At 69.5% G+C, this 17,114-nt stretch carries 22 protein-coding genes and 2 tRNA genes; 9 read left to right on the plus strand and 15 right to left on the minus strand.

Translation table 11 applies throughout. From position 1 onward, the window contains the following. Nucleotides 1–35: 35 nt before the first annotated feature. On the minus strand, nucleotides 36–437 hold the full coding sequence (locus ACRDNQ_RS14430; protein WP_431829392.1) for a c-type cytochrome: 402 nt from the start codon (nucleotides 435–437) through the stop codon (nucleotides 36–38). An 87-nt stretch (nucleotides 438–524) separates the two neighbouring features. Between ACRDNQ_RS14430 and ACRDNQ_RS14435 the strand changes: the two genes are divergently transcribed. The 4 genes from ACRDNQ_RS14435 to hisH all read left to right on the plus strand — a co-directional run bounded on the left by ACRDNQ_RS14435 (nucleotide 525) and on the right by hisH (nucleotide 2,252). After that, nucleotides 525–686, plus strand: a complete 162-nt coding sequence (locus tag ACRDNQ_RS14435; protein WP_431829393.1) for a hypothetical protein — start codon at nucleotides 525–527, stop codon at nucleotides 684–686. A 59-nt stretch (nucleotides 687–745) separates the two neighbouring features. After that, nucleotides 746–820 (plus strand) — tRNA-Gly (locus ACRDNQ_RS14440). A 198-nt stretch (nucleotides 821–1,018) separates the two neighbouring features. Next, nucleotides 1,019–1,606: an imidazoleglycerol-phosphate dehydratase HisB gene (gene hisB / locus ACRDNQ_RS14445; protein WP_431829394.1), complete on the plus strand. Its 588-nt coding sequence runs from the start codon at nucleotides 1,019–1,021 to the stop codon at nucleotides 1,604–1,606. A gap of 7 nt (nucleotides 1,607–1,613) precedes the next feature. Next, complete coding sequence (gene hisH, locus ACRDNQ_RS14450; RefSeq protein ID WP_431829395.1) at nucleotides 1,614–2,252, plus strand: imidazole glycerol phosphate synthase subunit HisH; 639 nt, start codon at nucleotides 1,614–1,616, stop codon at nucleotides 2,250–2,252. Between the two features lie 7 nt (nucleotides 2,253–2,259). On the opposite strand, the gene ACRDNQ_RS14455 is transcribed toward hisH, so the two are convergent. After that, complete coding sequence (locus ACRDNQ_RS14455) at nucleotides 2,260–2,658, minus strand: DUF2147 domain-containing protein (protein ID WP_431829396.1); 399 nt, start codon at nucleotides 2,656–2,658, stop codon at nucleotides 2,260–2,262. Between the two features lie 197 nt (nucleotides 2,659–2,855). On the opposite strand from ACRDNQ_RS14455, the gene hisA reads away from it, so the two are divergent. After that, on the plus strand, nucleotides 2,856–3,575 hold the full coding sequence (hisA, locus tag ACRDNQ_RS14460; RefSeq protein ID WP_431829397.1) for a 1-(5-phosphoribosyl)-5-[(5-phosphoribosylamino)methylideneamino]imidazole-4-carboxamide isomerase: 720 nt from the start codon (nucleotides 2,856–2,858) through the stop codon (nucleotides 3,573–3,575). A 3-nt stretch (nucleotides 3,576–3,578) separates the two neighbouring features. Here hisA and ACRDNQ_RS14465 read toward each other — a convergent pair whose 3' ends face one another. Next, nucleotides 3,579–4,691: a THUMP domain-containing class I SAM-dependent RNA methyltransferase gene (locus ACRDNQ_RS14465; RefSeq protein WP_431829398.1), complete on the minus strand. Its 1,113-nt coding sequence runs from the start codon at nucleotides 4,689–4,691 to the stop codon at nucleotides 3,579–3,581. A gap of 84 nt (nucleotides 4,692–4,775) precedes the next feature. Between ACRDNQ_RS14465 and hisF the strand changes: the two genes are divergently transcribed. Both hisF and ACRDNQ_RS14475 read left to right on the plus strand, forming a co-directional pair. Then, a complete protein-coding gene (gene hisF / locus ACRDNQ_RS14470; RefSeq protein ID WP_431829399.1) occupies nucleotides 4,776–5,537 on the plus strand; it encodes an imidazole glycerol phosphate synthase subunit HisF in 762 nt (253 codons plus the stop codon). Further along, nucleotides 5,534–5,845 carry a phosphoribosyl-ATP diphosphatase gene (locus tag ACRDNQ_RS14475; RefSeq protein WP_431829400.1) on the plus strand — a complete coding sequence of 104 codons (312 nt, stop codon included), beginning with the start codon at nucleotides 5,534–5,536 and terminating at the stop codon, nucleotides 5,843–5,845. Before hisF ends, ACRDNQ_RS14475 begins: the two co-directional genes overlap by 4 nt. A gap of 235 nt (nucleotides 5,846–6,080) precedes the next feature. Here ACRDNQ_RS14475 and ACRDNQ_RS14480 read toward each other — a convergent pair whose 3' ends face one another. Both ACRDNQ_RS14480 and rlmB read right to left on the minus strand, forming a co-directional pair. Next, nucleotides 6,081–6,392, minus strand: a complete 312-nt coding sequence (locus ACRDNQ_RS14480) for a hypothetical protein (protein ID WP_431829401.1) — start codon at nucleotides 6,390–6,392, stop codon at nucleotides 6,081–6,083. Nucleotides 6,393–6,416: 24 nt separating this feature from the next. Continuing rightward, complete coding sequence (rlmB, locus tag ACRDNQ_RS14485) at nucleotides 6,417–7,211, minus strand: 23S rRNA (guanosine(2251)-2'-O)-methyltransferase RlmB (RefSeq protein ID WP_431829402.1); 795 nt, start codon at nucleotides 7,209–7,211, stop codon at nucleotides 6,417–6,419. Nucleotides 7,212–7,424: 213 nt separating this feature from the next. Between rlmB and ACRDNQ_RS14490 the strand changes: the two genes are divergently transcribed. Beyond that, a tRNA-Tyr gene (locus ACRDNQ_RS14490) sits at nucleotides 7,425–7,508 on the plus strand. Nucleotides 7,509–7,848: 340 nt separating this feature from the next. Here the strand turns inward: ACRDNQ_RS14490 and msrB are convergent. The 10 genes from msrB to ACRDNQ_RS14540 all read right to left on the minus strand — a co-directional run bounded on the left by msrB (nucleotide 7,849) and on the right by ACRDNQ_RS14540 (nucleotide 16,125). Next, complete coding sequence (msrB, locus tag ACRDNQ_RS14495; protein ID WP_431829403.1) at nucleotides 7,849–8,316, minus strand: peptide-methionine (R)-S-oxide reductase MsrB; 468 nt, start codon at nucleotides 8,314–8,316, stop codon at nucleotides 7,849–7,851. 65 nt (nucleotides 8,317–8,381) lie between these two features. Next, a complete protein-coding gene (locus tag ACRDNQ_RS14500) occupies nucleotides 8,382–8,933 on the minus strand; it encodes a fasciclin domain-containing protein (RefSeq protein WP_431829404.1) in 552 nt (183 codons plus the stop codon). Between the two features lie 99 nt (nucleotides 8,934–9,032). Next, nucleotides 9,033–9,716: an anti-sigma factor gene (locus ACRDNQ_RS14505; protein WP_431829405.1), complete on the minus strand. Its 684-nt coding sequence runs from the start codon at nucleotides 9,714–9,716 to the stop codon at nucleotides 9,033–9,035. After that, nucleotides 9,713–10,255 carry a sigma-70 family RNA polymerase sigma factor gene (locus tag ACRDNQ_RS14510; RefSeq protein WP_431829406.1) on the minus strand — a complete coding sequence of 181 codons (543 nt, stop codon included), beginning with the start codon at nucleotides 10,253–10,255 and terminating at the stop codon, nucleotides 9,713–9,715. Before ACRDNQ_RS14510 ends, ACRDNQ_RS14505 begins: the two co-directional genes overlap by 4 nt. 345 nt (nucleotides 10,256–10,600) lie before the next feature. Further along, nucleotides 10,601–12,016, minus strand: coding sequence for an aspartate ammonia-lyase (locus tag ACRDNQ_RS14515; protein WP_431829407.1), 1,416 nt, complete (start codon nucleotides 12,014–12,016; stop codon nucleotides 10,601–10,603). Further along, complete coding sequence (locus ACRDNQ_RS14520; RefSeq protein WP_431829408.1) at nucleotides 12,013–12,780, minus strand: ABC transporter ATP-binding protein; 768 nt, start codon at nucleotides 12,778–12,780, stop codon at nucleotides 12,013–12,015. Before ACRDNQ_RS14520 ends, ACRDNQ_RS14515 begins: the two co-directional genes overlap by 4 nt. A gap of 10 nt (nucleotides 12,781–12,790) precedes the next feature. Continuing rightward, nucleotides 12,791–13,903, minus strand: a complete 1,113-nt coding sequence (locus ACRDNQ_RS14525) for a succinylglutamate desuccinylase/aspartoacylase family protein (protein ID WP_431829409.1) — start codon at nucleotides 13,901–13,903, stop codon at nucleotides 12,791–12,793. Then, nucleotides 13,896–14,633, minus strand: a complete 738-nt coding sequence (locus ACRDNQ_RS14530; protein ID WP_431829410.1) for an ABC transporter permease — start codon at nucleotides 14,631–14,633, stop codon at nucleotides 13,896–13,898. The genes ACRDNQ_RS14525 and ACRDNQ_RS14530 overlap by 8 nt, the downstream gene beginning before the upstream one ends. Next, on the minus strand, nucleotides 14,633–15,319 hold the full coding sequence (locus ACRDNQ_RS14535) for an ABC transporter permease (RefSeq protein ID WP_431829411.1): 687 nt from the start codon (nucleotides 15,317–15,319) through the stop codon (nucleotides 14,633–14,635). The genes ACRDNQ_RS14530 and ACRDNQ_RS14535 overlap by 1 nt, the downstream gene beginning before the upstream one ends. 26 nt (nucleotides 15,320–15,345) lie before the next feature. Continuing rightward, on the minus strand, nucleotides 15,346–16,125 hold the full coding sequence (locus ACRDNQ_RS14540) for a transporter substrate-binding domain-containing protein (protein ID WP_431829412.1): 780 nt from the start codon (nucleotides 16,123–16,125) through the stop codon (nucleotides 15,346–15,348). A gap of 71 nt (nucleotides 16,126–16,196) precedes the next feature. Between ACRDNQ_RS14540 and ACRDNQ_RS14545 the strand changes: the two genes are divergently transcribed. Next, nucleotides 16,197–17,114 (plus strand): MurR/RpiR family transcriptional regulator, encoded by a 918-nt coding sequence (locus tag ACRDNQ_RS14545; protein WP_431829413.1) that lies wholly within the window; start codon nucleotides 16,197–16,199, stop codon nucleotides 17,112–17,114.

Raw genomic sequence — 17,114 nt, forward strand, 5'->3', positions numbered from 1 at the left:
GCAGCGCCGCGCGCCGCGCCTTGATGCGCGTCAACTCAGCGCTGAAGCGACTCGATGTAAAGCGCGAGGTCCAGAAGCCGCAGGGGCGTGGGCGTCATCACCCCCGGCGCGGTTTCGAACAGCACCGTCTCGCCGGTCAGAAGCGCGCCGAACTCGGGCATGGCGCCCGTGCCGTGGGTGTAGCCGTCGACCCGGGCCATGACATCGACCGTCGGGAAGACCCCGCCGTTGCGCGCCGCCAGCCGCGTGAGGTCGGCGGGCGGCGGCGACAGGTCCTGCCCCACCGGCCCGTCGCCCCGCCCGCCGTCGCCGTGACAGGACGCACAAAGCGCCTGGAAATCGGCCCGCCCCGCCCCTTCCGAGGGCGGCGGCACGCAGGCGGCCAGCGCAAGCCCCGCAAGACCCAGCGCCAGGGTCGGAATGATGAATGCTCGCATGCTGTGCCTCCGGTCCTTGTTGTTGCGGCAAGCCTAGCACGGTCGGCGCGCTTGCAGAACCGCCCGGAGGCATTCTAGGGTCGCATCATGCGCGTTTCCGCCCTTCTCGCCCTTCTGGTCCTGTCCGGCTGCGTCGGCTTCGCCCGCGGCGACGGACAGGGCAATGTCGAGGTCGTGACCAACTGGGGCAGCTTCGGCGGGGCTGCCGAGGAGACGCCGGAAAAGCCCGTCGCCGAGGCTGCGCAATAGCGCGAAAAACCCCTTGCAGCCCCCGGCCCGAGTCGCTATCTGACGCCTCACCCAAGGACGCGGGCGTAGCTCAGGGGTAGAGCATTACCTTGCCAAGGTAAGGGTCGTGAGTTCGAATCTCATCGCCCGCTCCAACATCCAGGAAACCGGCCTCTGGCCGGTTTTTCTTTTTCTGCAGCGCACTGGCCCCTCGCTGGCCCCTCCCCGACACCGCCCGTCGGCCCGGGCGACCTGAGGCACGCCCGCCGCGCCGGGCGGCGAAATGACGGCCTCCGGCTTCCCCCCCGGGCCCGGCCGCCCTATAAGGCGCGCGCAGCAACCGGAGCACGCCCATGCGCACCGCGAAGATCACGCGCAAGACCGCCGAGACCGAGGTGACCGTCGAGATCGACCTGGACGGAAGCGGCAGTTACAACAACGTGACCGGGGTCGGGTTCCTCGACCACATGCTCGACCAGCTGGCGCGGCATTCGCTGATCGACATTCGCGTGCGCGCCGAGGGCGACCTGCACATCGACGACCACCACACGGTCGAGGACACCGGCATCGCGCTGGGCCAGGCGCTGAGCGCGGCGCTGGCCGACAAGCGCGGCATCCGGCGCTATGGCGAATGCCACCTGCCGATGGACGAGACGCTGGTGCGCGCCGCTCTTGACCTGTCGGGGCGGCCCTTCCTTGTCTGGGACGTGCCGATGACCGCGCCCAGGATCGGCAGCTTCGACACCGAGCTGGTGCGCGAATTCTTCCAGGGCTTCGCGACCCATGGCGGGATCACGCTGCACGTCAGCCGGCTGGCCGGCGTCAACAGCCACCACATCGCCGAGGCCACGTTCAAGGCCGTGGCCCGCGCCCTGCGCATGGCGGTCGAGACCGATCCGCGCAAGGCCGACGAGATCCCGTCGACCAAGGGAAGTCTCTGAGGCGGGCATGCTGACGGCACTGATCGACTACGAGTCGGGCAATCTTCACTCGGCCGAGAAGGCCTTTCAGCGCATGGCGCGGGAAACCGGCGCGGGCCAGGTCGTCGTGACCTCGGACGCCGAGGTCGTGGCGCGGGCGGATCGGATCGTGCTGCCCGGCGACGGAGCGTTTCCGGCCTGTCACGCGGCGCTCACCGGGCGCGGCGGCCTTCACGAGGCGCTGCGCGAGGCGGTCGAGGTCAGGGGCCGGCCCTTCCTTGGGATCTGCGTGGGCATGCAGCTCATGGCGCGGACGGGCCACGAATACCGCGAGACGCCCGGGCTGGGCTGGATCGACGGCGAGGTGGTCGCGATCCGGCCGTCGGACGCGCGGCTCAAGGTGCCGCACATGGGCTGGAACGACCTGGTGATCGACCGCGCACACCCCGTTCTCGACGGGATCGCGACCGGCGACCACGCCTATTTCGTCCATTCCTACCAGATGGTTCTGGACGATCCTTCAAGCCTTCTGGCGCATTGCGACTATGGCGGCCCGGTGACCGCCATCGTCGGACGCGACACCATGGTGGGCACCCAGTTCCACCCCGAGAAAAGCCAGGCGGCCGGCCTGCGGCTGATCGCGAATTTCCTGGGCTGGGCGCCCTGATCCGGCCCTACTCGACCCGCGTCCAGGCCTGGTCGCGGCAGATCAGGCCACCCGCGACGCAGCCCGCCACGCTTAGCGTGCTGCCCGACAGCGACATCTTCGAATTGTAGGTCTTGTCGCGGTCCGGCGCCCAGATCTTGCCGCCGGAATAGGCGCCGTTGCCGGTGGCCTTCATGTCCCAGATCATCCGCTTGCCGATGTTGGGCGAGGCGACCTCGGTTCCGGCGGCGTCGAAGGCCTTTTCGATCGTTCCGCACAGCGCGCCGCTGCAATCGTAGATGCGGACATGGCCGAAGTTGCCGTTGTCGTCCGGGCGCGTCTTCCACAGGCCCTCGACCGGATCGGCGGCAAGGGCGGGCACAGCAAGACAGAGGGCCGCAACGGTAAGCGTGGCAAGGTGTTTCATGGATCCTCCTCCCTGATCGCGGCGGAGAGTGGGGCCGCGCCGGGCCATCGCGCAAGCGTGACGTTGGGACAGACCCGCCGGACCGGAGGGGCCAGCCCCTCCGGACCTCCCCGGGATATTTGCAGGTCGATGGAGGGACGGGGTTGCCCTGCAACGCGCGGCCGGGCAAGAGGGCCGCGCCAAAGACGGAGGCGGCGATGATCCTTTACCCCGCGATCGACCTCAAGGACGGGCAGTGCGTGCGGCTTCTGCGCGGCGAGATGCAGGCGGCCACCGTCTTCAGCGACGATCCTGCCGCGCAGGCCTGCGCCTTCGAGGCCGCGGGCTGCGACTGGCTGCATCTTGTCGATCTGAACGGCGCCTTCGCCGGCGCGCCGGTGAATGGCGCGGCGGTCGAAGCGATCCTGGCCGCGGTCTCGGTCCCTGCGCAGCTTGGCGGCGGCGTCCGCGACATGGCCACGATCGAGATGTGGCTGTCGAAGGGGCTGGCGCGGGTCATCCTGGGCACGGTCGCGGTCGAGACCCCGTCCCTGGTGCGCGAGGCGGCGCGGGCCTTTCCCGGGCAGGTCGCGGTCGGGATCGACGCGCGCGGCGGCAAGGTCGCGACCCGGGGATGGGCGGAAGAGACGGATGTCGACGCCGTCGCCCTTGCGCGCAGCTTCGAGGACGCGGGCGTGGCGGCGATCATCTATACCGACATCGACCGCGACGGCGCGATGGGCGGGCCGAACATCGCCGCGACAGAGGCGCTGGCCCGCGCGGTGACGATCCCGGTGATCGCAAGCGGCGGCGTGTCGCGTCTGGCGGATCTGATCGCGCTGCGCGACACCGGCGCGATCGCCGGCGCGATTTCGGGGCGGGCGCTCTACGACGGCGCGATCGACCTGGCCGAGGCGCTGGCGGCGCTCAGGGGCTGAGCCTCAGGGCAGCGGGCCGGTCTGCCACAGCTTCACCGTCAGCCCGCCATGGGCGACCGGCGGACCTGGCGGCAGGAACGGCAGGCCCGTGGCCTTCGCCAGCCCGTCGTCCGACGTGACAAGCCCCACGCGCCAGCCCGACAACCGCTCTTTCGTGACCGCGCCCAGCGCCCCGTAGAGGGCGAAAAGAAGCTTCCGCTCGCCGATGCGCGCGCCATAGGGCGGGTTCACCATCATCAGGCCGGGCGGGCCCTCGGGGCGGACGAGGTCGCCGATCGCCCGGCGCTCGAACGTGCAAAGGCCCGCCACACCCGCCCGTTCGGCGTTCTCCGCCGCGCCCCGGGTCGCGCCCGCGTCGCGGTCGGCGCCGTGAAAGCGCAGGCCGGTCGTCCGGGGCGCGGAGAGGCCCGCGCGCATCGCGCCCCAGGCGGTGGCGTCGAAGCCCGCGAGATCCTCGAAGGCGAAACGGCGCGCGCGGCCGGGGGCGAGACCCGCTGCGATCTCGGCCGCCTCGATCACGAAGGTGCCCGAGCCGCACATCGGGTCAAGCACGGGTTCGGTCCCGGTATAGCCGCAGGCGCGCAGGAACAGCGCGGCCATCGTCTCGCGCAGGGGGGCCTTGCCGACGGCCTGTTTCAGGCCGCGTCGGTGCAGGGGCTCGCCGCTGGTGTCGAGGCTGAAGGTGGCGAGGTCGTCGTCGATGCGCACCATGAGCCGCAGCGCCGCGTCCTCGGCAATCGGCGCGCCCAGCGTTTCGGCGATCGCACGCGCGACGCGGTCGCGGGCGGCGCCGGCGTGGTAGATCCGGGATTTGCGCGTCGTGACCTCGATGCGAAGCGGCACGTCGGGGCGCAGCAGCGTTGACCAGTCGACCTTGTGCGAACGCTTGTCGAGCTGCGCCAGGTGCAGGGCGCGGAATTCGGCCACGCGCGCCAGCACCCGGCCCGCGCCGCGCAGGGTCAGGTTCGCACGCCAGACCTCGGTCCAGCCTCCGGTGCAGGTGACGCCGCCCGGCGTCTCGGCCACGCCCTGAAACCCCGCCTCGCGCGCCTCGTCGGCCAGAAACGGCTCGAGGCCGGGCTGGGTGGCGAGGAAGATCTGAAACGGGGCGTCCATCCCGCCCCCTTAGCGCGGCGGGCCGGGGGCCGGAAAGGCAAAACCCGCTTCCCCCGCGTCGCTTTCCCCAGTATCACGCGCCGCATGCTGAAGACGCGCATCATCCCCTGCCTCGACGTGGCCGACGGCCGCGTGGTGAAGGGCGTGAACTTCGTCGATCTCGTCGACGCCGGCGACCCGGTCGAGGCCGCCATCGCCTATAACGAGGCCGGCGCGGACGAGCTGTGCTTCCTCGACATCCATGCCACCCACGAGAACCGGGGCACGATGTACGATCTGGCCACCCGCACGGCCGAACAGTGCTTCATGCCGCTGACCATCGGCGGCGGCGTGCGCACGGTCGAGGATGTGCGCAACCTTCTGCTGGCGGGCGCCGACAAGGTCAGCTTCAACTCGGCCGCCGTGGCCGACCCCGACGTCGTCGCGCGCGCCGCCGACCGCTTCGGCAGCCAGTGCATCGTCGTGGCCATCGACGCCAAGACCGTGGAACCCGGCCGGTGGGAGATCTTCACCCACGGCGGCCGCCGGCCCACGGGGATCGATGCGGTGGCGTTCGCGCGGACCGTGGCTGAAAAGGGCGCGGGCGAGATCCTGCTGACCTCGATGGACCGCGACGGCACGCGCGCGGGCTTCAACATTCCCCTGACGCGCGCGGTCGCCGACGCGGTGTCGGTGCCGGTCATCGCCAGCGGCGGCGTCGGCACGCTCGATCATCTGGTCGAGGGCGTGACCGAGGGCCACGCGAGCGCGGTGCTTGCCGCCTCGATCTTTCACTTCGGCGACTTCACCATCGGCCAGGCGAAGGCCCACATGGCCGCCGCCGGCATCCCGGTGCGCCTGACATGAGCGCGCTCGACCGCCTTGCCGCGACCATCGCCGCCCGCAAGGGCGCGGACCCCGGCACGTCGTGGACCGCGAAGCTTCTGGCCAAGGGCCCCGAGAAATGCGCCGAGAAATTCGGCGAGGAAGCCGTCGAGGCCATCGTGGAGGCCGTGAAGGGCGACCGCGACCGGTTGACCGCCGAGGCCGCCGACGTGCTGTATCATCTGCTGGTGATGCTGGCCGCGCGGGACGTGACCCTGACCGACGTTCTGGCGGAACTGGAACGCCGGGAAGGCACCTCGGGCATCGCGGAAAAGGCATCGCGCGGCTGAGGCGCCGGCCGCCCCCGCGCCGCCCGCCGCTGGGCGCCGCATTCCCAAGAAAAAGGCGCCCGGTGCAAAGCACGGGCGCCAGTCACGGAACGAGGGACAGTGAAGTGAAACGCAAGTGTTCCGGACCTGCGCTTCGTGAACAGAAGGTAGGCAGGCCCTCCTGCGTTTAAAGAGGATGTAATAGACTTGTGAACAGGGAGTGAACAGAGCGTGCGCCCAGCACCCCTGCCCCGTCTCAGTCGAAGATGTCCTCGATCAGGTCGAAGGCTTCCTCGAACAGCCGTCGCCCGAAGCCCTTGCGGCGCTTCGCCTTGCGCGGTCCTGGCCTGGGTCTGGCGGGGCGTCCGTCCGGCGCGCCCTGCCAGTCGTGCAGCGGCGACGGCTTGACGGTCCGACGGTCCTCGACGTGATCGGCCTTCAGCATCTTCAGGTCATGCAGCGGCGCCCCGCACCCCGCGCAGGCCAGTTCGTGCCGGGCGGTTCCCGTCAGCACGAGGGCCGCGCGCGCGCCGCAATAGCAGCAGGTGGCGATCTTCCGGTGGGGCATGCTCTCTCCGCTCGTCGCGCCGATTCAGCGCCGTTGCGTGGCATATAGGGCGATCGCGGCCGCGTTGGAGACGTTGAGCGACCCGAATTCGCCCGCCGCCTCGATCCGCACCAGCGCATCGCAGGCCGCCTTGGTGCCCTCGCGCAGGCCTGGCCCCTCGGCGCCAAGCACCAGCGCGACGGGCCGGTCCGTCGCCTCGGCCAGCGCCTCGCCCAGCGCGAGCTCTGCCTCGCCGTCAAGGCCAAGGACCCGGTAGCCCATGTCCTTCAGCGTTCCGATCGCGTCGGACAGGTTCTTGACCCGCAGGTAGGGCTGGCGCTCGAGCGCGCCCGACGCGGTCTTGGCAAGCGCGCCGGTCTCGGGCGCGGAATACCGCGCCGGCGCCACCACCGCGCGCGCGCCGAAGACCTCGGCCGAGCGCAGGATGGCGCCGGCGTTGTGGGGATCGGTCACCCGGTCAAGCAGCACCATCACGGGCGCGCGCCGTTCAGCGCCGTCCCCGGTCGCGGCCATGGCCAGATCCTCGAGCCGGCCCCAGTCCAGCGGCCGGACCTCGAGCGCGGCGCCCTGATGCACCGAGTCGGGGTCGATGGGTGCGGGAAACTTGCGGGGGTCGGCGATTTCGGCCGTCATCCCCGCCGCGGCGACGGCGTCGGCCAGACGGTCGGCCGCGTTCTTTGTCAGGATCAGGCGCAGCTTCTCGCGCCGGGGATTGAGCAGCGCGTCGCGCACCGCGTGCAGACCGAACAGCCAGACCGTCTCGGCCGCGGCCTTGCGGCGGGCCTGTTCCTTCTCGACGACCCATTTCGGCTTCTGCATCGCACCCTCCGGCCCTTCCCGGGGCCCGTCATCGTGCCCGCCCCGCGGCCCCTTCCAGGGCCGCGCGCGACCCTGCCCCGCGCGCCTTCGGGATGCAAGGGTCGGCGGCGCGGGGGGCGGGCCAGCCCCGCATCGGCCGCGTTTCGATTCGGCATTGACGGCCCCGGCCTTGCCGCGTATCCACCGCCCGCATCGGGCCGCGAGGCGCGATGAGGGCGACGAGCTGCAAGGTGCGGCAGCGGACTGTAACTCCGCCGGGGAGACCCATGCCTGGTTCGATTCCAGGGTCGCCCACCACTTCCCACGCAATTGGTTATCCTTGGGTGGCCAGACAGGGTCCGGGCCCCCGGTGGGAAAAAGCGCCTCCTGCGCTCCGCCCGGCGACACACGGCATCTAAGCGAACACACCAGTGGAAGCTTTCGTCTTCCTGCCGGCAAGATTCCGGGGGTCACGTCCCCCCGGGATGCTTTTCCAGCTCCGGCCGCTCGGCGCCCTCCGCCTTCGCCCGCCGGCCCGCGAAACCCTGATGCCGATGGGTCCCAGGCCTATCATGCAGAGACACCCAAACCGGACCACTCGGTGGGCGCAGTCCACGGCCTCCTGCACTCGTGCACGGGTCAGTCGCGATCCGTGCGTTCAGGTCGGCCGGAAGACAAGCGCCAGGCCGTTGAGACAGTGGCGCTTGCCGGTGGGTTCGGGGCCGTCGTCGAAGACATGGCCAAGGTGCGAGCCGCACCGGCTGCAGTGCACCTCGGTTCGGACCTGGAAGATGAAGCTCCGGTCCGCGCGCGTCGCCACCGCGCCCGGGAGGGCGGAATGGAAGCTTGGCCAGCCAGTGCCGCTGTCGTACTTGGCCGCGGACGGATAAAGCGGAAGATCGCAGCCGCGGCAATGGTAGGTCCCCGTCCGCGCCTCGCCGTTCAGGGGGCTCGAGCCCGGCGGCTCGGTCGCTTCCTCCCGCAGGACCTCGTATTCGGCCGGTGACAGCAGGGCGCGCCATTCGGCCTCGCTGCGTTGGATCTGGAAGGTCTCGTTTCCTGCACGGGCCGACCCTGCCGCGCAAAGGGCAGCGGCCGATCCGAGAAGCATCTGGCGGCGGTTCATGCGGGTTCCCCCTTAACGGTGTGAGGGCCGCCCCGGATCGACCATGATACGGGGCGGCACGGGCGTCACTTCGGAACAAGCACGATGTCCACGACGTGAATGACGCCGTTCGACTGCTTCACGTCGGAGATCGTGATGCGTCCCGCATTGCCGCTTTCGTCGTAGATGTAGAGGTTCTGGCCCCGCGCCTGTGCGGACAAGGCATCGCCGGAGACGGCGTTGAAGTGGTAAAAGCCGTCCGCGCTGGCGCGCGCCATGCGCGCGATGTCCGCCGACGACCAGTCGCCCGCGACGACGTGGGCGGTCAGCACCTTCGTCAGCATGCCCTTGTTCTCGGGCATCAGAAGGGTCTCGACCGTTCCCGCCGGCAGGGCTTCGAACGCGGCGTTGACCGGCGCGAACACGGTGAACGGGCCATCCGACTGGAGCGTCTCGACTAGGCCCGCCGCCTGAACGGCCGCGACGAGTGTGGTGTGGTCGGCGGAGTTCACTGCGTTCTCGACGATGTTGCGCTCTTCCAGCATGGGGGCGCCGCCGACCATGGGGTTTGCGGCAAGCGCGGCGCCGGCGACGGCGAAAAGCGCGAGGGCGGCGGTGGCAGTCTTGGTGAAGGTCATGTCTGACTCCTGTGTTGCATCGTCCGGGTCACGCCCGAAGACATGCAAAGCCACGAGGCAAGGCAGGAAAGAGTTTCAGCGGGCGCGCGAAAAAGATGCCTAGCCGGCCGGAAGGGTTCCAAGCGCAAGCACCGCGCCGGTGGGCTGGCCGGTCGGCGACCCGCCGGGTGGCTCGTCCGACACGGCCAGAGTGCCGCCGGCCATCGCCGCGGCGAGGGTTTCCGGCAAGGCAAGCGACATGCGGTCGCCCCCGGGCAGCACCCCAAGCGACACCGGTGCGGACGCGCCCTCGGCGATAAGCCACAGTTCGTGGACCCGACCCTCGGCCGGCGCGCCGTCGATGCGCGCGACCTCGAGGCGACCCTGCGCAGGTTCAAAGCGCACCGCATAGACAAGCGAGCGGTCCTCGGCCGCGACCTCGGCCGTGAGCGCGGGACCCGGTGCGGGCGGTCCGATCCAGAGCAGGAGCGCCACGACAAGCGCGATCGCAGTCAACGCCCCGCCGAGGAACCGGGTCCAGCTCCAGCGTCCGGGGCGCGTCGCCGGCGCGTTCCCGAAGAGCCGCCCCTCGATTGCCGATTTCAGGCGCGGCGGCGGTGCGACGGGGTCGACCTCTGCGGCCAGCGACGCCAATCGCTCTTGCCAGGCGCGGACCTGCCCGCGCAGGACCGGGTCGCGCGCGAGCCGGGTCTCGAAGGCGGCACGCGCGTCGGACTCCATCAGCCCAAGCGCGTATTCCCCCGCGAGCACGTCGTCCTCGTCGCTGTCGGTCGCGTCCGTCATCGGCTGAGGCACTCCCTGAGTTTCAGAAGGCTTCGGCGCAGCCAGGTCCGCATCGTGTTGAGGGGGACGGCATATCGGTCGGCGAGTTCCTGGTAGGTGGCCCCGTCGAGATAGGCACGGCGCACCGCATCGGCCCGGCCGGGTTCGAGTTCGGCAAGGCAGCCGGCGATCCGGGCGCTTTCCGAAGCAGCGATGGCGGCCGCCTCGGGCGTCGGCCCCGCATCGGCGAGTTCGGGCATCGCGTCAAGCCCGTCGGCCGGCGCCTTGCGGGCACGCAGCCGGTCGATGGCGATGTTCCGCGCCAGCGTGATGAGCCAGGTCATCGGGCTCAAGCCATTCGCCGAATAGCGGCCCGCCTTGTGCCAGACGCGCACGAAGACCTCCTGCAGGGCATCCTCGGCTTCGTGCCGATCGTTCAATACACGGAGGCAGACACCGAAGAGTTTCGCGCTGGTCGCGTCGTAAAGCGCCGCGAAGGCGGCCCTGTCGCCAAGCGCGACGCGCGCGATCAGCGCCTCGATGTCGGAAGGTGTGCGCATCGCCGCCCGTGAAGGTCCCAAAATCGAAGCTATGCGTTGGCCCTGCGATGTCAAAGGGAAACGCCGGGGGCGGCTTCTGCCCCGGGCGTCCGGCGTCGCCGTCGACATGCCGTCGTCCGCCCGGCGCGCGTCACCCACCCGGTCTCACGCGCCGCTGCCCTTTCGGCGGAGATGACGATGATGACAAGGGCGTCGTCGACTGGGATGCCCTTCACCCGTCCGGCAGGCGCGGCCCGACCACGCGGCGTCGCAGAGCGGCCAGTGCCAGGTCGGGCAGATCACGTCCGACGTGGCAGGTCCGGAGCAGACCCCGGACCCGACCGACGACGACACCGCAGGGTGTGCCTAAGGCCGTTCCGGCGTCGCTTCCGCAAAAGTTCTGAAAAGCTCCTCGATCTCGTCCCGCGTCGCCACACCAAGGGCGACCGCGGCGTCGGCGACGCCGAGCCCGCCGTCAAGCGCGGCCTTCGCGACTTTCGCCGCGCGGGCGTACCCGATGGTCGGCACCAGAATCGTCGCCAGGACAAGGCTGTTTTCGAGCGCCCCCTCGCAGACCTCGACGTTGGCCTCGATCCCGGTCACGCACCGCTCGGCCAGCGTGTCCATCGCGCTCATGAGGATGCGCATCGACTGCAGCACGTTCAGCACGATCACCGGCTCCATCGCGTTAAGCTGCAACTGCCCCGCCTCGGCGGCCATCGTCACCGTCAGATCATTGCCGATGACCTGGAAGGCCACCTGGTTCACCACCTCTGGTATAACCGGGTTGATCTTCCCCGGCATGATCGAAGAGCCCGCCTGCACCGGCGGAAGGCGGATCTCGTTGAAGCCGGATCTTGGGCCGGACGACAGCAGCCTGAGATCGTTGCAGATCTTCGAAAGCTTCACCGCGATCCGCTTCAGCACGCCCGAGAAGGTGACGTAGGCGCCCGCGTCCGACGAGGCCTCGATCAGGTTCGCGGCCAGCGATACCTCGAAGCCCGAAACCGCCGAAAGCTCGGCCACCGCGCGCTCGGGATAGCCCTCGGGCGTGTTCACGCGCGTCCCGATGGCCGTTCCGCCAAGGTTGACCTCGAGGAGAAGGCGCGACAGCCGTCCGATGATCTCGACGTCCTCGTCGATGGTCGCGGCAAAGCCTCCGAATTCCTGCCCGAGAGTCATCGGCACGGCGTCCTGAAGCTGCGTGCGCCCGATCTTGCGCACCCCGGCAAAGGCCGTCGCCCGATCCGCGAAGGCCGCCGACAGGCGCCGCTGCGCGTCCTGGAAGGCCGCGCACTGGCTGACGATCGCTAGCCGCATCGCGGTGGGATAGACGTCGTTCGTGGACTGAGAGCGGTTCACGTCGTCGTTCGGATGCAGGCGCGCGTAGTCGCCCGGCGTGCTGCCCAGCCGGAGAAGCCCGAGGTTCGCAATCACCTCGTTGGCGTTCATGTTGGTCGAGGTCCCTGCCCCGCCCTGGATCATGTCCACGCGGAAGTTCTCGTGATGCTGCCCCGCGATGATCTCGGCACAGACCGCCTCGATCACCTCGGCCTTCGCGGGATCGAGCACGCCCAACGCGCGGTTCGCCCGCGCGGCCGCCGTCTTCACCCAGGCGAGCGAGCGGACGAACTCGGGGAAGTGCGACAGGGGAATGTGCGAGATCGGGAAATTCGCCATTGCGCGCGCGGTGTGGATGCCCCAGAGGCAGTCGCGCGGCAGGACCATCGTGCCGAGGCTGTCCTCCTCGATCCGGATGTCGGACAGGTCGAGCGGGCTCATGCTGCTTGCGCCGCAAGGAAGGCCTGAAGCCGTTCGGTCCGCGGCGTCCGCAGCACCTCGCGCGGATCGCCCTCTTCGCAGATGACGCCCTTGTTCAGGAACACGACCTTGTTCGCCACCTCGCGCGCGAAGTTCATCTCGTGGGTGACGACGATCATCGTGCGCCCCTCCTCGGCGAGGCTGCGCATCACCCGCAGCACCTCGCCCACCAGTTCGGGGTCAAGCGCGCTTGTCGGTTCGTCGAAAAGCATGAGTTCCGGCTCCATCGCCAGTGCCCTGGCGATTGCGACGCGCTGCTGCTCTCCGCCCGAAAGGAAGCCGGGATAGGCGTCCTTGCGGTGCGACAGGCCCACGCGCGCAAGATAGGCCTCGGCCCGTTCGCACGCTTCGGCCCGCGACAGGCCGTGGACACGGATGGGGCCAAGCATCACGTTCTCGACCGCGGTCATGTGGGACCACAGGTTGAACTGCTGGAACACCATCGTCACCCGGGCGCGGTAGGTGCGCAGGGCCGCAGGATCGGCCACCGTCAGGTGACCCGCGCGGTCGCGGCGGCAGACAAGCTCCTGCCCGTCCAGCCGGATCGTGCCCGAGGTCGGCCGCTCGAGGAAGTTGAGGCAGCGCAGGAAGGTGCTCTTGCCCGACCCGGACGAGCCGATCATGGCGATCACGTCGCCCCGGCGGGCCGACAGGTCGATCCCCTTCAGGACCTCGACGGCCCCGAAGGACTTGTGGATGTCGGTGGCGGTCAGCATCTCGGTCATGGTCGGGTCCTCACGGGCTGAGCAGCAGGCCGTCACGGAACGGCACCGCGCCGGCGATCTTGCCAAGGCGCTTTCCGACCTCGGCGATGCGGGTGGCAGGTCGGGCGTAGAACACGCCCGAGGTGGTCGCGCGGACCGCGCTGACGCGGCCCGTGCCAATATCGGTGATTTCGGCCACGACATCCCCGGCAGAGACCTCGGTCCCGACCGCGACGGCATAGGACAGAAGGCCCGGAACCGGGGCCGTCAGCGCCTCGGAGCCCGCGAGCGGCGCGGGATCGCAAGGCAACGGCGGAAGCGTCACGTCGCCGGCCACGGCCCCCATGTGGACGAGATAGTCGAAAAGCGCCGCCGCATCCCGCGCTCCAAGCTCGCGCGACACGTCCGACCGCCCCCGCAGTTCGAGCGTGCAGCTTGCGCAGCCGTGCGGCACCGGGTGGTCGGGCAGTTCCCGGCCAAGATCGGACCAGAGCCGGGTCAGCGCCTCGTCGAAGGGATTGCCGCCCGACACCTCGGCCACCAGCACGGCCCGGCACCCGGTCAGCGCCGCCAGCGGCAGGATCCGGTCGAGGGCGGCGGGACAGGTGTAAAGATGCACCTCGGCCTCTCCGTCGCAATGCAGGTCCAGCACCACATCCGCCCCGGCGGCCAATCGCAGAAGTGCCAGGCGCAGTGCATCGGACGGCGTCGGTCCCTTGCGGGCTTCGACCGTCGCGGCCAGCGCAGAGCGGATCAGCCGCAGGTTCGCCTCCGGATCGTCGCCAAGCGACGGACCGACGCGCGCGGCCACCTCCCGCGCAAGGTCGGGGTAGTCGCGGTTGAAGTTGCGCCCGTCGTAGAGGTCGAACCGCCCGGCATGGTCGCCCAGCACGAACTGGCCAAGCCCGATGGGATTGGCGGCCGGCACCACGGTGACGCAGCCGGTCAGGCGCCCCTCGCGCTCGGCCTCGGCCAGCCGGTCGGCCAGCATTCGCGCCGCAAGCATCCCGGGCCCCTCGTCGGCGTGAAGCCCGCCCTGAACGTGGACATGGGGTCGCGCGTCGGGATCCCCGAAAGCCAGAACCGTCAGCGCGTGGGTCGTTCCCGGGCCGAAGCCCGGCAGGGTGATGGTCGTCTCACGCATCGGCGATGTGAACCTTTCCGGTCGGCAGGGGCGTCGCGCTCTCACTCGGGCGAAGGTGGCGCAAGTAGTGCCGTTCAAGGCGGCGGAAGCCCTGGGTCAGCAGGATCGTCAGGGCGAGGTAAAGGACCGCTGCGGTGCCGAAGCTTTCCGGCACGACAAGATAGTTGGTGTAGACGTCCTTCGCGACGCGCAGGATCTCGACGATGGTCACGGTGCTTGCCAAAGCCGTCGCGTGCATCATCTGCACGACCTCGTTGCCGTACTGCGGCAGCGCGCGCCGCCAGGCCCCCGGCCAGAAGACGTCGCGGAAGACCTGAAGTGGCGTCAGGCCCATCGCGCGGGCGGCTTCGATCTCTCCCGCCGGGGTGGCGCGGATGGCGCCCGCGAACATCTCGGTCGTGTAGGCCGTCGTGTTCAGCGTGAAGGCCAGCCACGCGCAGAACCAGGGGCTGCGGAAGAGGGGCCAAAGCGCACTTTCGCGGAGCGCGTCGAACTGCGGCAGGCCGTAGTAGATGATGAAGAGCTGCACCAGAAGCGGGGTGCCCCGGATCACGTAGGTGTAAAGCCACACCGGGGTGCGCAGCCAGGGATTGCGCGAGGCGCGGGCCACCGACAGAGGGATCGACAGAAGAAGCCCGGTCGAGACCGAGATCACCAGCAGGATCAGCGTGACCTGCACCCCGCGCAGGAAGGCAGGCAACGTCTCGGCGATGATGGTCCAGTCGATCATCACGCCTGCTCCCGCCGGACGCCGCGCGAGAACCGCCGCTCGAGCGCGGACAGCGCGAGGATCGAGACCGTGGTGACCGCGAGGTAGAGCGCGCCGGTCAGCGCATAGAAGGTGAACGGCGCGCGGGTCGCGGCCGAGGCAAGGCCCGCGCGGTGGACCATGTCGTCAAGCCCGATGACCGAGACGAGCGCGGTCGCCTTCAGCATGACCAGCCAGTTGTTGGTGAAGCCCGGGATCGCGTGGCGGATCATCTGCGGCACGAGGATGTGCCGGACGACCTGGCCCCCACTCAACCCGCAGGCCTGCCCGGCCTCGATCTGGCCGCGCGGGATGGCGAGGATGGCGCCCCGGAATGTCTCGGTCAGGTAGGCGCCGAAGACGAAGCCCAGCGTCAGCGTGCCGGCGGCGAAGGCGTTTACGTCGATGTAGCCCCAGTCCTGCGCCTCGGCGACGCGGTTGAGCAGGATCTGCCCGCCGTAGAACACGACGAGCATGAGAAGGAGGTCCGGCAAAGATCGCACGACGGTCGTGTAAGTCCCGGCGATCGCCCGCAGGACGGGCGAGGCCGACAGTTTCGCCAGCGCGCCCATCATCCCGAAGACGCAGGCCACCGCAAGCGAGACCGCGGCGACCGAAAGCGTCACGCGCAGCCCGTCAAGGATCATCGGCAGGTAGCCATGGAACATTGGAAGACCCTCCCCGGGACGCGGCGTCAGTTGCCGACGCCCTGCGGCGTCACGTCGAAGTCGAAGTACTTGTCGGCCAGCGCGGCATAGGTGCCGTCGGCCATGATCGCAGCCAGCGCGTCGTTGATCTGCGTCTTCAGCTCTTCCTCGTTCTTGCGCAGCGCGATGCCGACGCCGCCGTCGGACACGGCGGTCAGGAACATGGGCTCGCCCACCTGCACGAAGCCTTCGCCTTCCGGCGTCTTCAGGAAGGACTCGCCCGACACAACCGACGAGCCGAAGGCGATGTCGCCGCGACCGGCCGCGAGTTCGAGGTAGACGGCCGTCTCCTTGTCGACGAGGAGCGTGGGGCTTTCGGGATAGGTAGCGGCGATATAGTCGGCGCGCGGGCTGTTGCGCAGGACGATGATCGTCTTGCCCTTCAGCTCATCGGGCGTATACCCGGTGAAGGCGCCGTCCTTGGCGATGAAGCGCGAGGGCACGTCATAGTAGGGGTTCGAGAAATCGACGACTTCCTTGCGCTTGTCGGTGATCGACATCGAGGCGACGATCATGTCGAACTTCCTGGCGTTCAGCGCCGGGATCATGCCGTCCCATTCCTGCTGGACCATCTCGCAGGTCACCTGCATTTCGGCGCAGAGCGCATTGGCGATGTCGATGTCGAAGCCGGACAGCGTGCCGTCCGCAGCGACCTGACTGAAGGGCGGGTAGTTGCCTTCGACGCCGATTCGAATGGCGTCAGAGGCATGTGCGATGGACGCACTGAAGACTGCGGCCACGAGGGCCGGGAAAAGGGTGGAACGCATCGGGAATCCTCTCCTGAAGGATGTTTTCTTCCGAGGCGATTCATGGCAATAGATTTTCATTTGGTCAACACATGAAAAACAAAACGTCATCGCAATCGGCGTCCTGGTCGCCCGACTCCGATCGCCGCTTCACCTCGTCGGCGCTTGGCAAGCAGGTTCTTGCGCTGTTCTCGACCGGTTCGCCGTCTCAGCGGCAGCTGTCCGAGTTCCTCCTGCGCGACCCGGTCTTCGTGGCGACGCACGGCATCGAGGATCTCGCAAGATCCTCGGGAATCTCGGCCAGCACGATCAGCCGCTATGTCCGCGACCTCGGGTTCGCGGGCTTCGCCGAGTTTCGCGCGGGCGTGGGCGAGACGGTGCATTCCCTGATCGCGCCGGTCGCGAAACTCGGCGAACGGATGGCGAGGCCCGACCCCGACCGCGCGCCGGCCGAGGCGAGCCTTGCAGCTGCCGTCCACAGCGTCGAGACCCTGGCAGGTCCGGGCACGGCAGACAGCATCCGGGCCGCCGCGCATCGCCTCAAGGACGCGCGCCAGGTCTGGGTGATGGGCTTCGGCCTGTCCGCGCACCTCGCCGGGATGCTGGCGCTGGGACTTCAGCCTTACCGGGACGGAGTGGTGAACGTGGTGCAGTACGGCGGGAACGAGGTCGCGGCCGGGCGGCTCATGTCGGCAGGTCCGGGCGATGTCGTGATCGCCCTGACCTTCCCGCGCTATTCGGCGGACGTGACCGAACTGGCGCGCGCCGCTCGGGCGGCCGGGGCGCGCATCGTCGCGCTGACCGATTCCGTCGTCTCGCCGCTGGCTGCGGTGGCCGACGACCTTCTCCTGGCGCCATCGCCGCACCCGGTCCTGTCGGCCTCATCCCTGCCCGCGCTCGCCGTCATCGAGGCACTGGTTTCGGAGTTCCTTTTGTCCGATCCCGCTCACCTCGAGCGCGCGGGCCGGCTGGCGGCGGCGATGGCCGCCTATCTCGCCTCGCAGGGATAG

It is taken from the genome of Saliniferula longa, from assembly GCF_050789285.1.
Taxonomy (GTDB): Bacteria; Pseudomonadota; Alphaproteobacteria; order Rhodobacterales; family Rhodobacteraceae; genus CAVPWP01.

Bases quoted from the DNA above. Each gene is read 5' to 3' on its own strand.
- ACRDNQ_RS14430 (WP_431829392.1), bottom strand. From the start codon at position 437: ATGCGAGCATTCATCATTCCGACCCTGGCGCTGGGTCTTGCGGGGCTT.
- ACRDNQ_RS14435 (WP_431829393.1), top strand. From the start codon at position 525: ATGCGCGTTTCCGCCCTTCTCGCCCTTCTGGTCCTGTCCGGCTGCGTC.
- hisB (WP_431829394.1), top strand. From the start codon at position 1,019: ATGCGCACCGCGAAGATCACGCGCAAGACCGCCGAGACCGAGGTGACC.
- hisH (WP_431829395.1), top strand. From the start codon at position 1,614: ATGCTGACGGCACTGATCGACTACGAGTCGGGCAATCTTCACTCGGCC.
- ACRDNQ_RS14455 (WP_431829396.1), bottom strand. From the start codon at position 2,658: ATGAAACACCTTGCCACGCTTACCGTTGCGGCCCTCTGTCTTGCTGTG.
- hisA (WP_431829397.1), top strand. From the start codon at position 2,856: ATGATCCTTTACCCCGCGATCGACCTCAAGGACGGGCAGTGCGTGCGG.
- ACRDNQ_RS14465 (WP_431829398.1), bottom strand. From the start codon at position 4,691: ATGGACGCCCCGTTTCAGATCTTCCTCGCCACCCAGCCCGGCCTCGAG.
- hisF (WP_431829399.1), top strand. From the start codon at position 4,776: ATGCTGAAGACGCGCATCATCCCCTGCCTCGACGTGGCCGACGGCCGC.
- ACRDNQ_RS14475 (WP_431829400.1), top strand. From the start codon at position 5,534: ATGAGCGCGCTCGACCGCCTTGCCGCGACCATCGCCGCCCGCAAGGGC.
- ACRDNQ_RS14480 (WP_431829401.1), bottom strand. From the start codon at position 6,392: ATGCCCCACCGGAAGATCGCCACCTGCTGCTATTGCGGCGCGCGCGCG.
- rlmB (WP_431829402.1), bottom strand. From the start codon at position 7,211: ATGCAGAAGCCGAAATGGGTCGTCGAGAAGGAACAGGCCCGCCGCAAG.
- msrB (WP_431829403.1), bottom strand. From the start codon at position 8,316: ATGAACCGCCGCCAGATGCTTCTCGGATCGGCCGCTGCCCTTTGCGCG.
- ACRDNQ_RS14500 (WP_431829404.1), bottom strand. From the start codon at position 8,933: ATGACCTTCACCAAGACTGCCACCGCCGCCCTCGCGCTTTTCGCCGTC.
- ACRDNQ_RS14505 (WP_431829405.1), bottom strand. From the start codon at position 9,716: ATGACGGACGCGACCGACAGCGACGAGGACGACGTGCTCGCGGGGGAA.
- ACRDNQ_RS14510 (WP_431829406.1), bottom strand. From the start codon at position 10,255: ATGCGCACACCTTCCGACATCGAGGCGCTGATCGCGCGCGTCGCGCTT.
- ACRDNQ_RS14515 (WP_431829407.1), bottom strand. From the start codon at position 12,016: ATGAGCCCGCTCGACCTGTCCGACATCCGGATCGAGGAGGACAGCCTC.
- ACRDNQ_RS14520 (WP_431829408.1), bottom strand. From the start codon at position 12,780: ATGACCGAGATGCTGACCGCCACCGACATCCACAAGTCCTTCGGGGCC.
- ACRDNQ_RS14525 (WP_431829409.1), bottom strand. From the start codon at position 13,903: ATGCGTGAGACGACCATCACCCTGCCGGGCTTCGGCCCGGGAACGACC.
- ACRDNQ_RS14530 (WP_431829410.1), bottom strand. From the start codon at position 14,633: ATGATCGACTGGACCATCATCGCCGAGACGTTGCCTGCCTTCCTGCGC.
- ACRDNQ_RS14535 (WP_431829411.1), bottom strand. From the start codon at position 15,319: ATGTTCCATGGCTACCTGCCGATGATCCTTGACGGGCTGCGCGTGACG.
- ACRDNQ_RS14540 (WP_431829412.1), bottom strand. From the start codon at position 16,125: ATGCGTTCCACCCTTTTCCCGGCCCTCGTGGCCGCAGTCTTCAGTGCG.
- ACRDNQ_RS14545 (WP_431829413.1), top strand. From the start codon at position 16,197: ATGAAAAACAAAACGTCATCGCAATCGGCGTCCTGGTCGCCCGACTCC.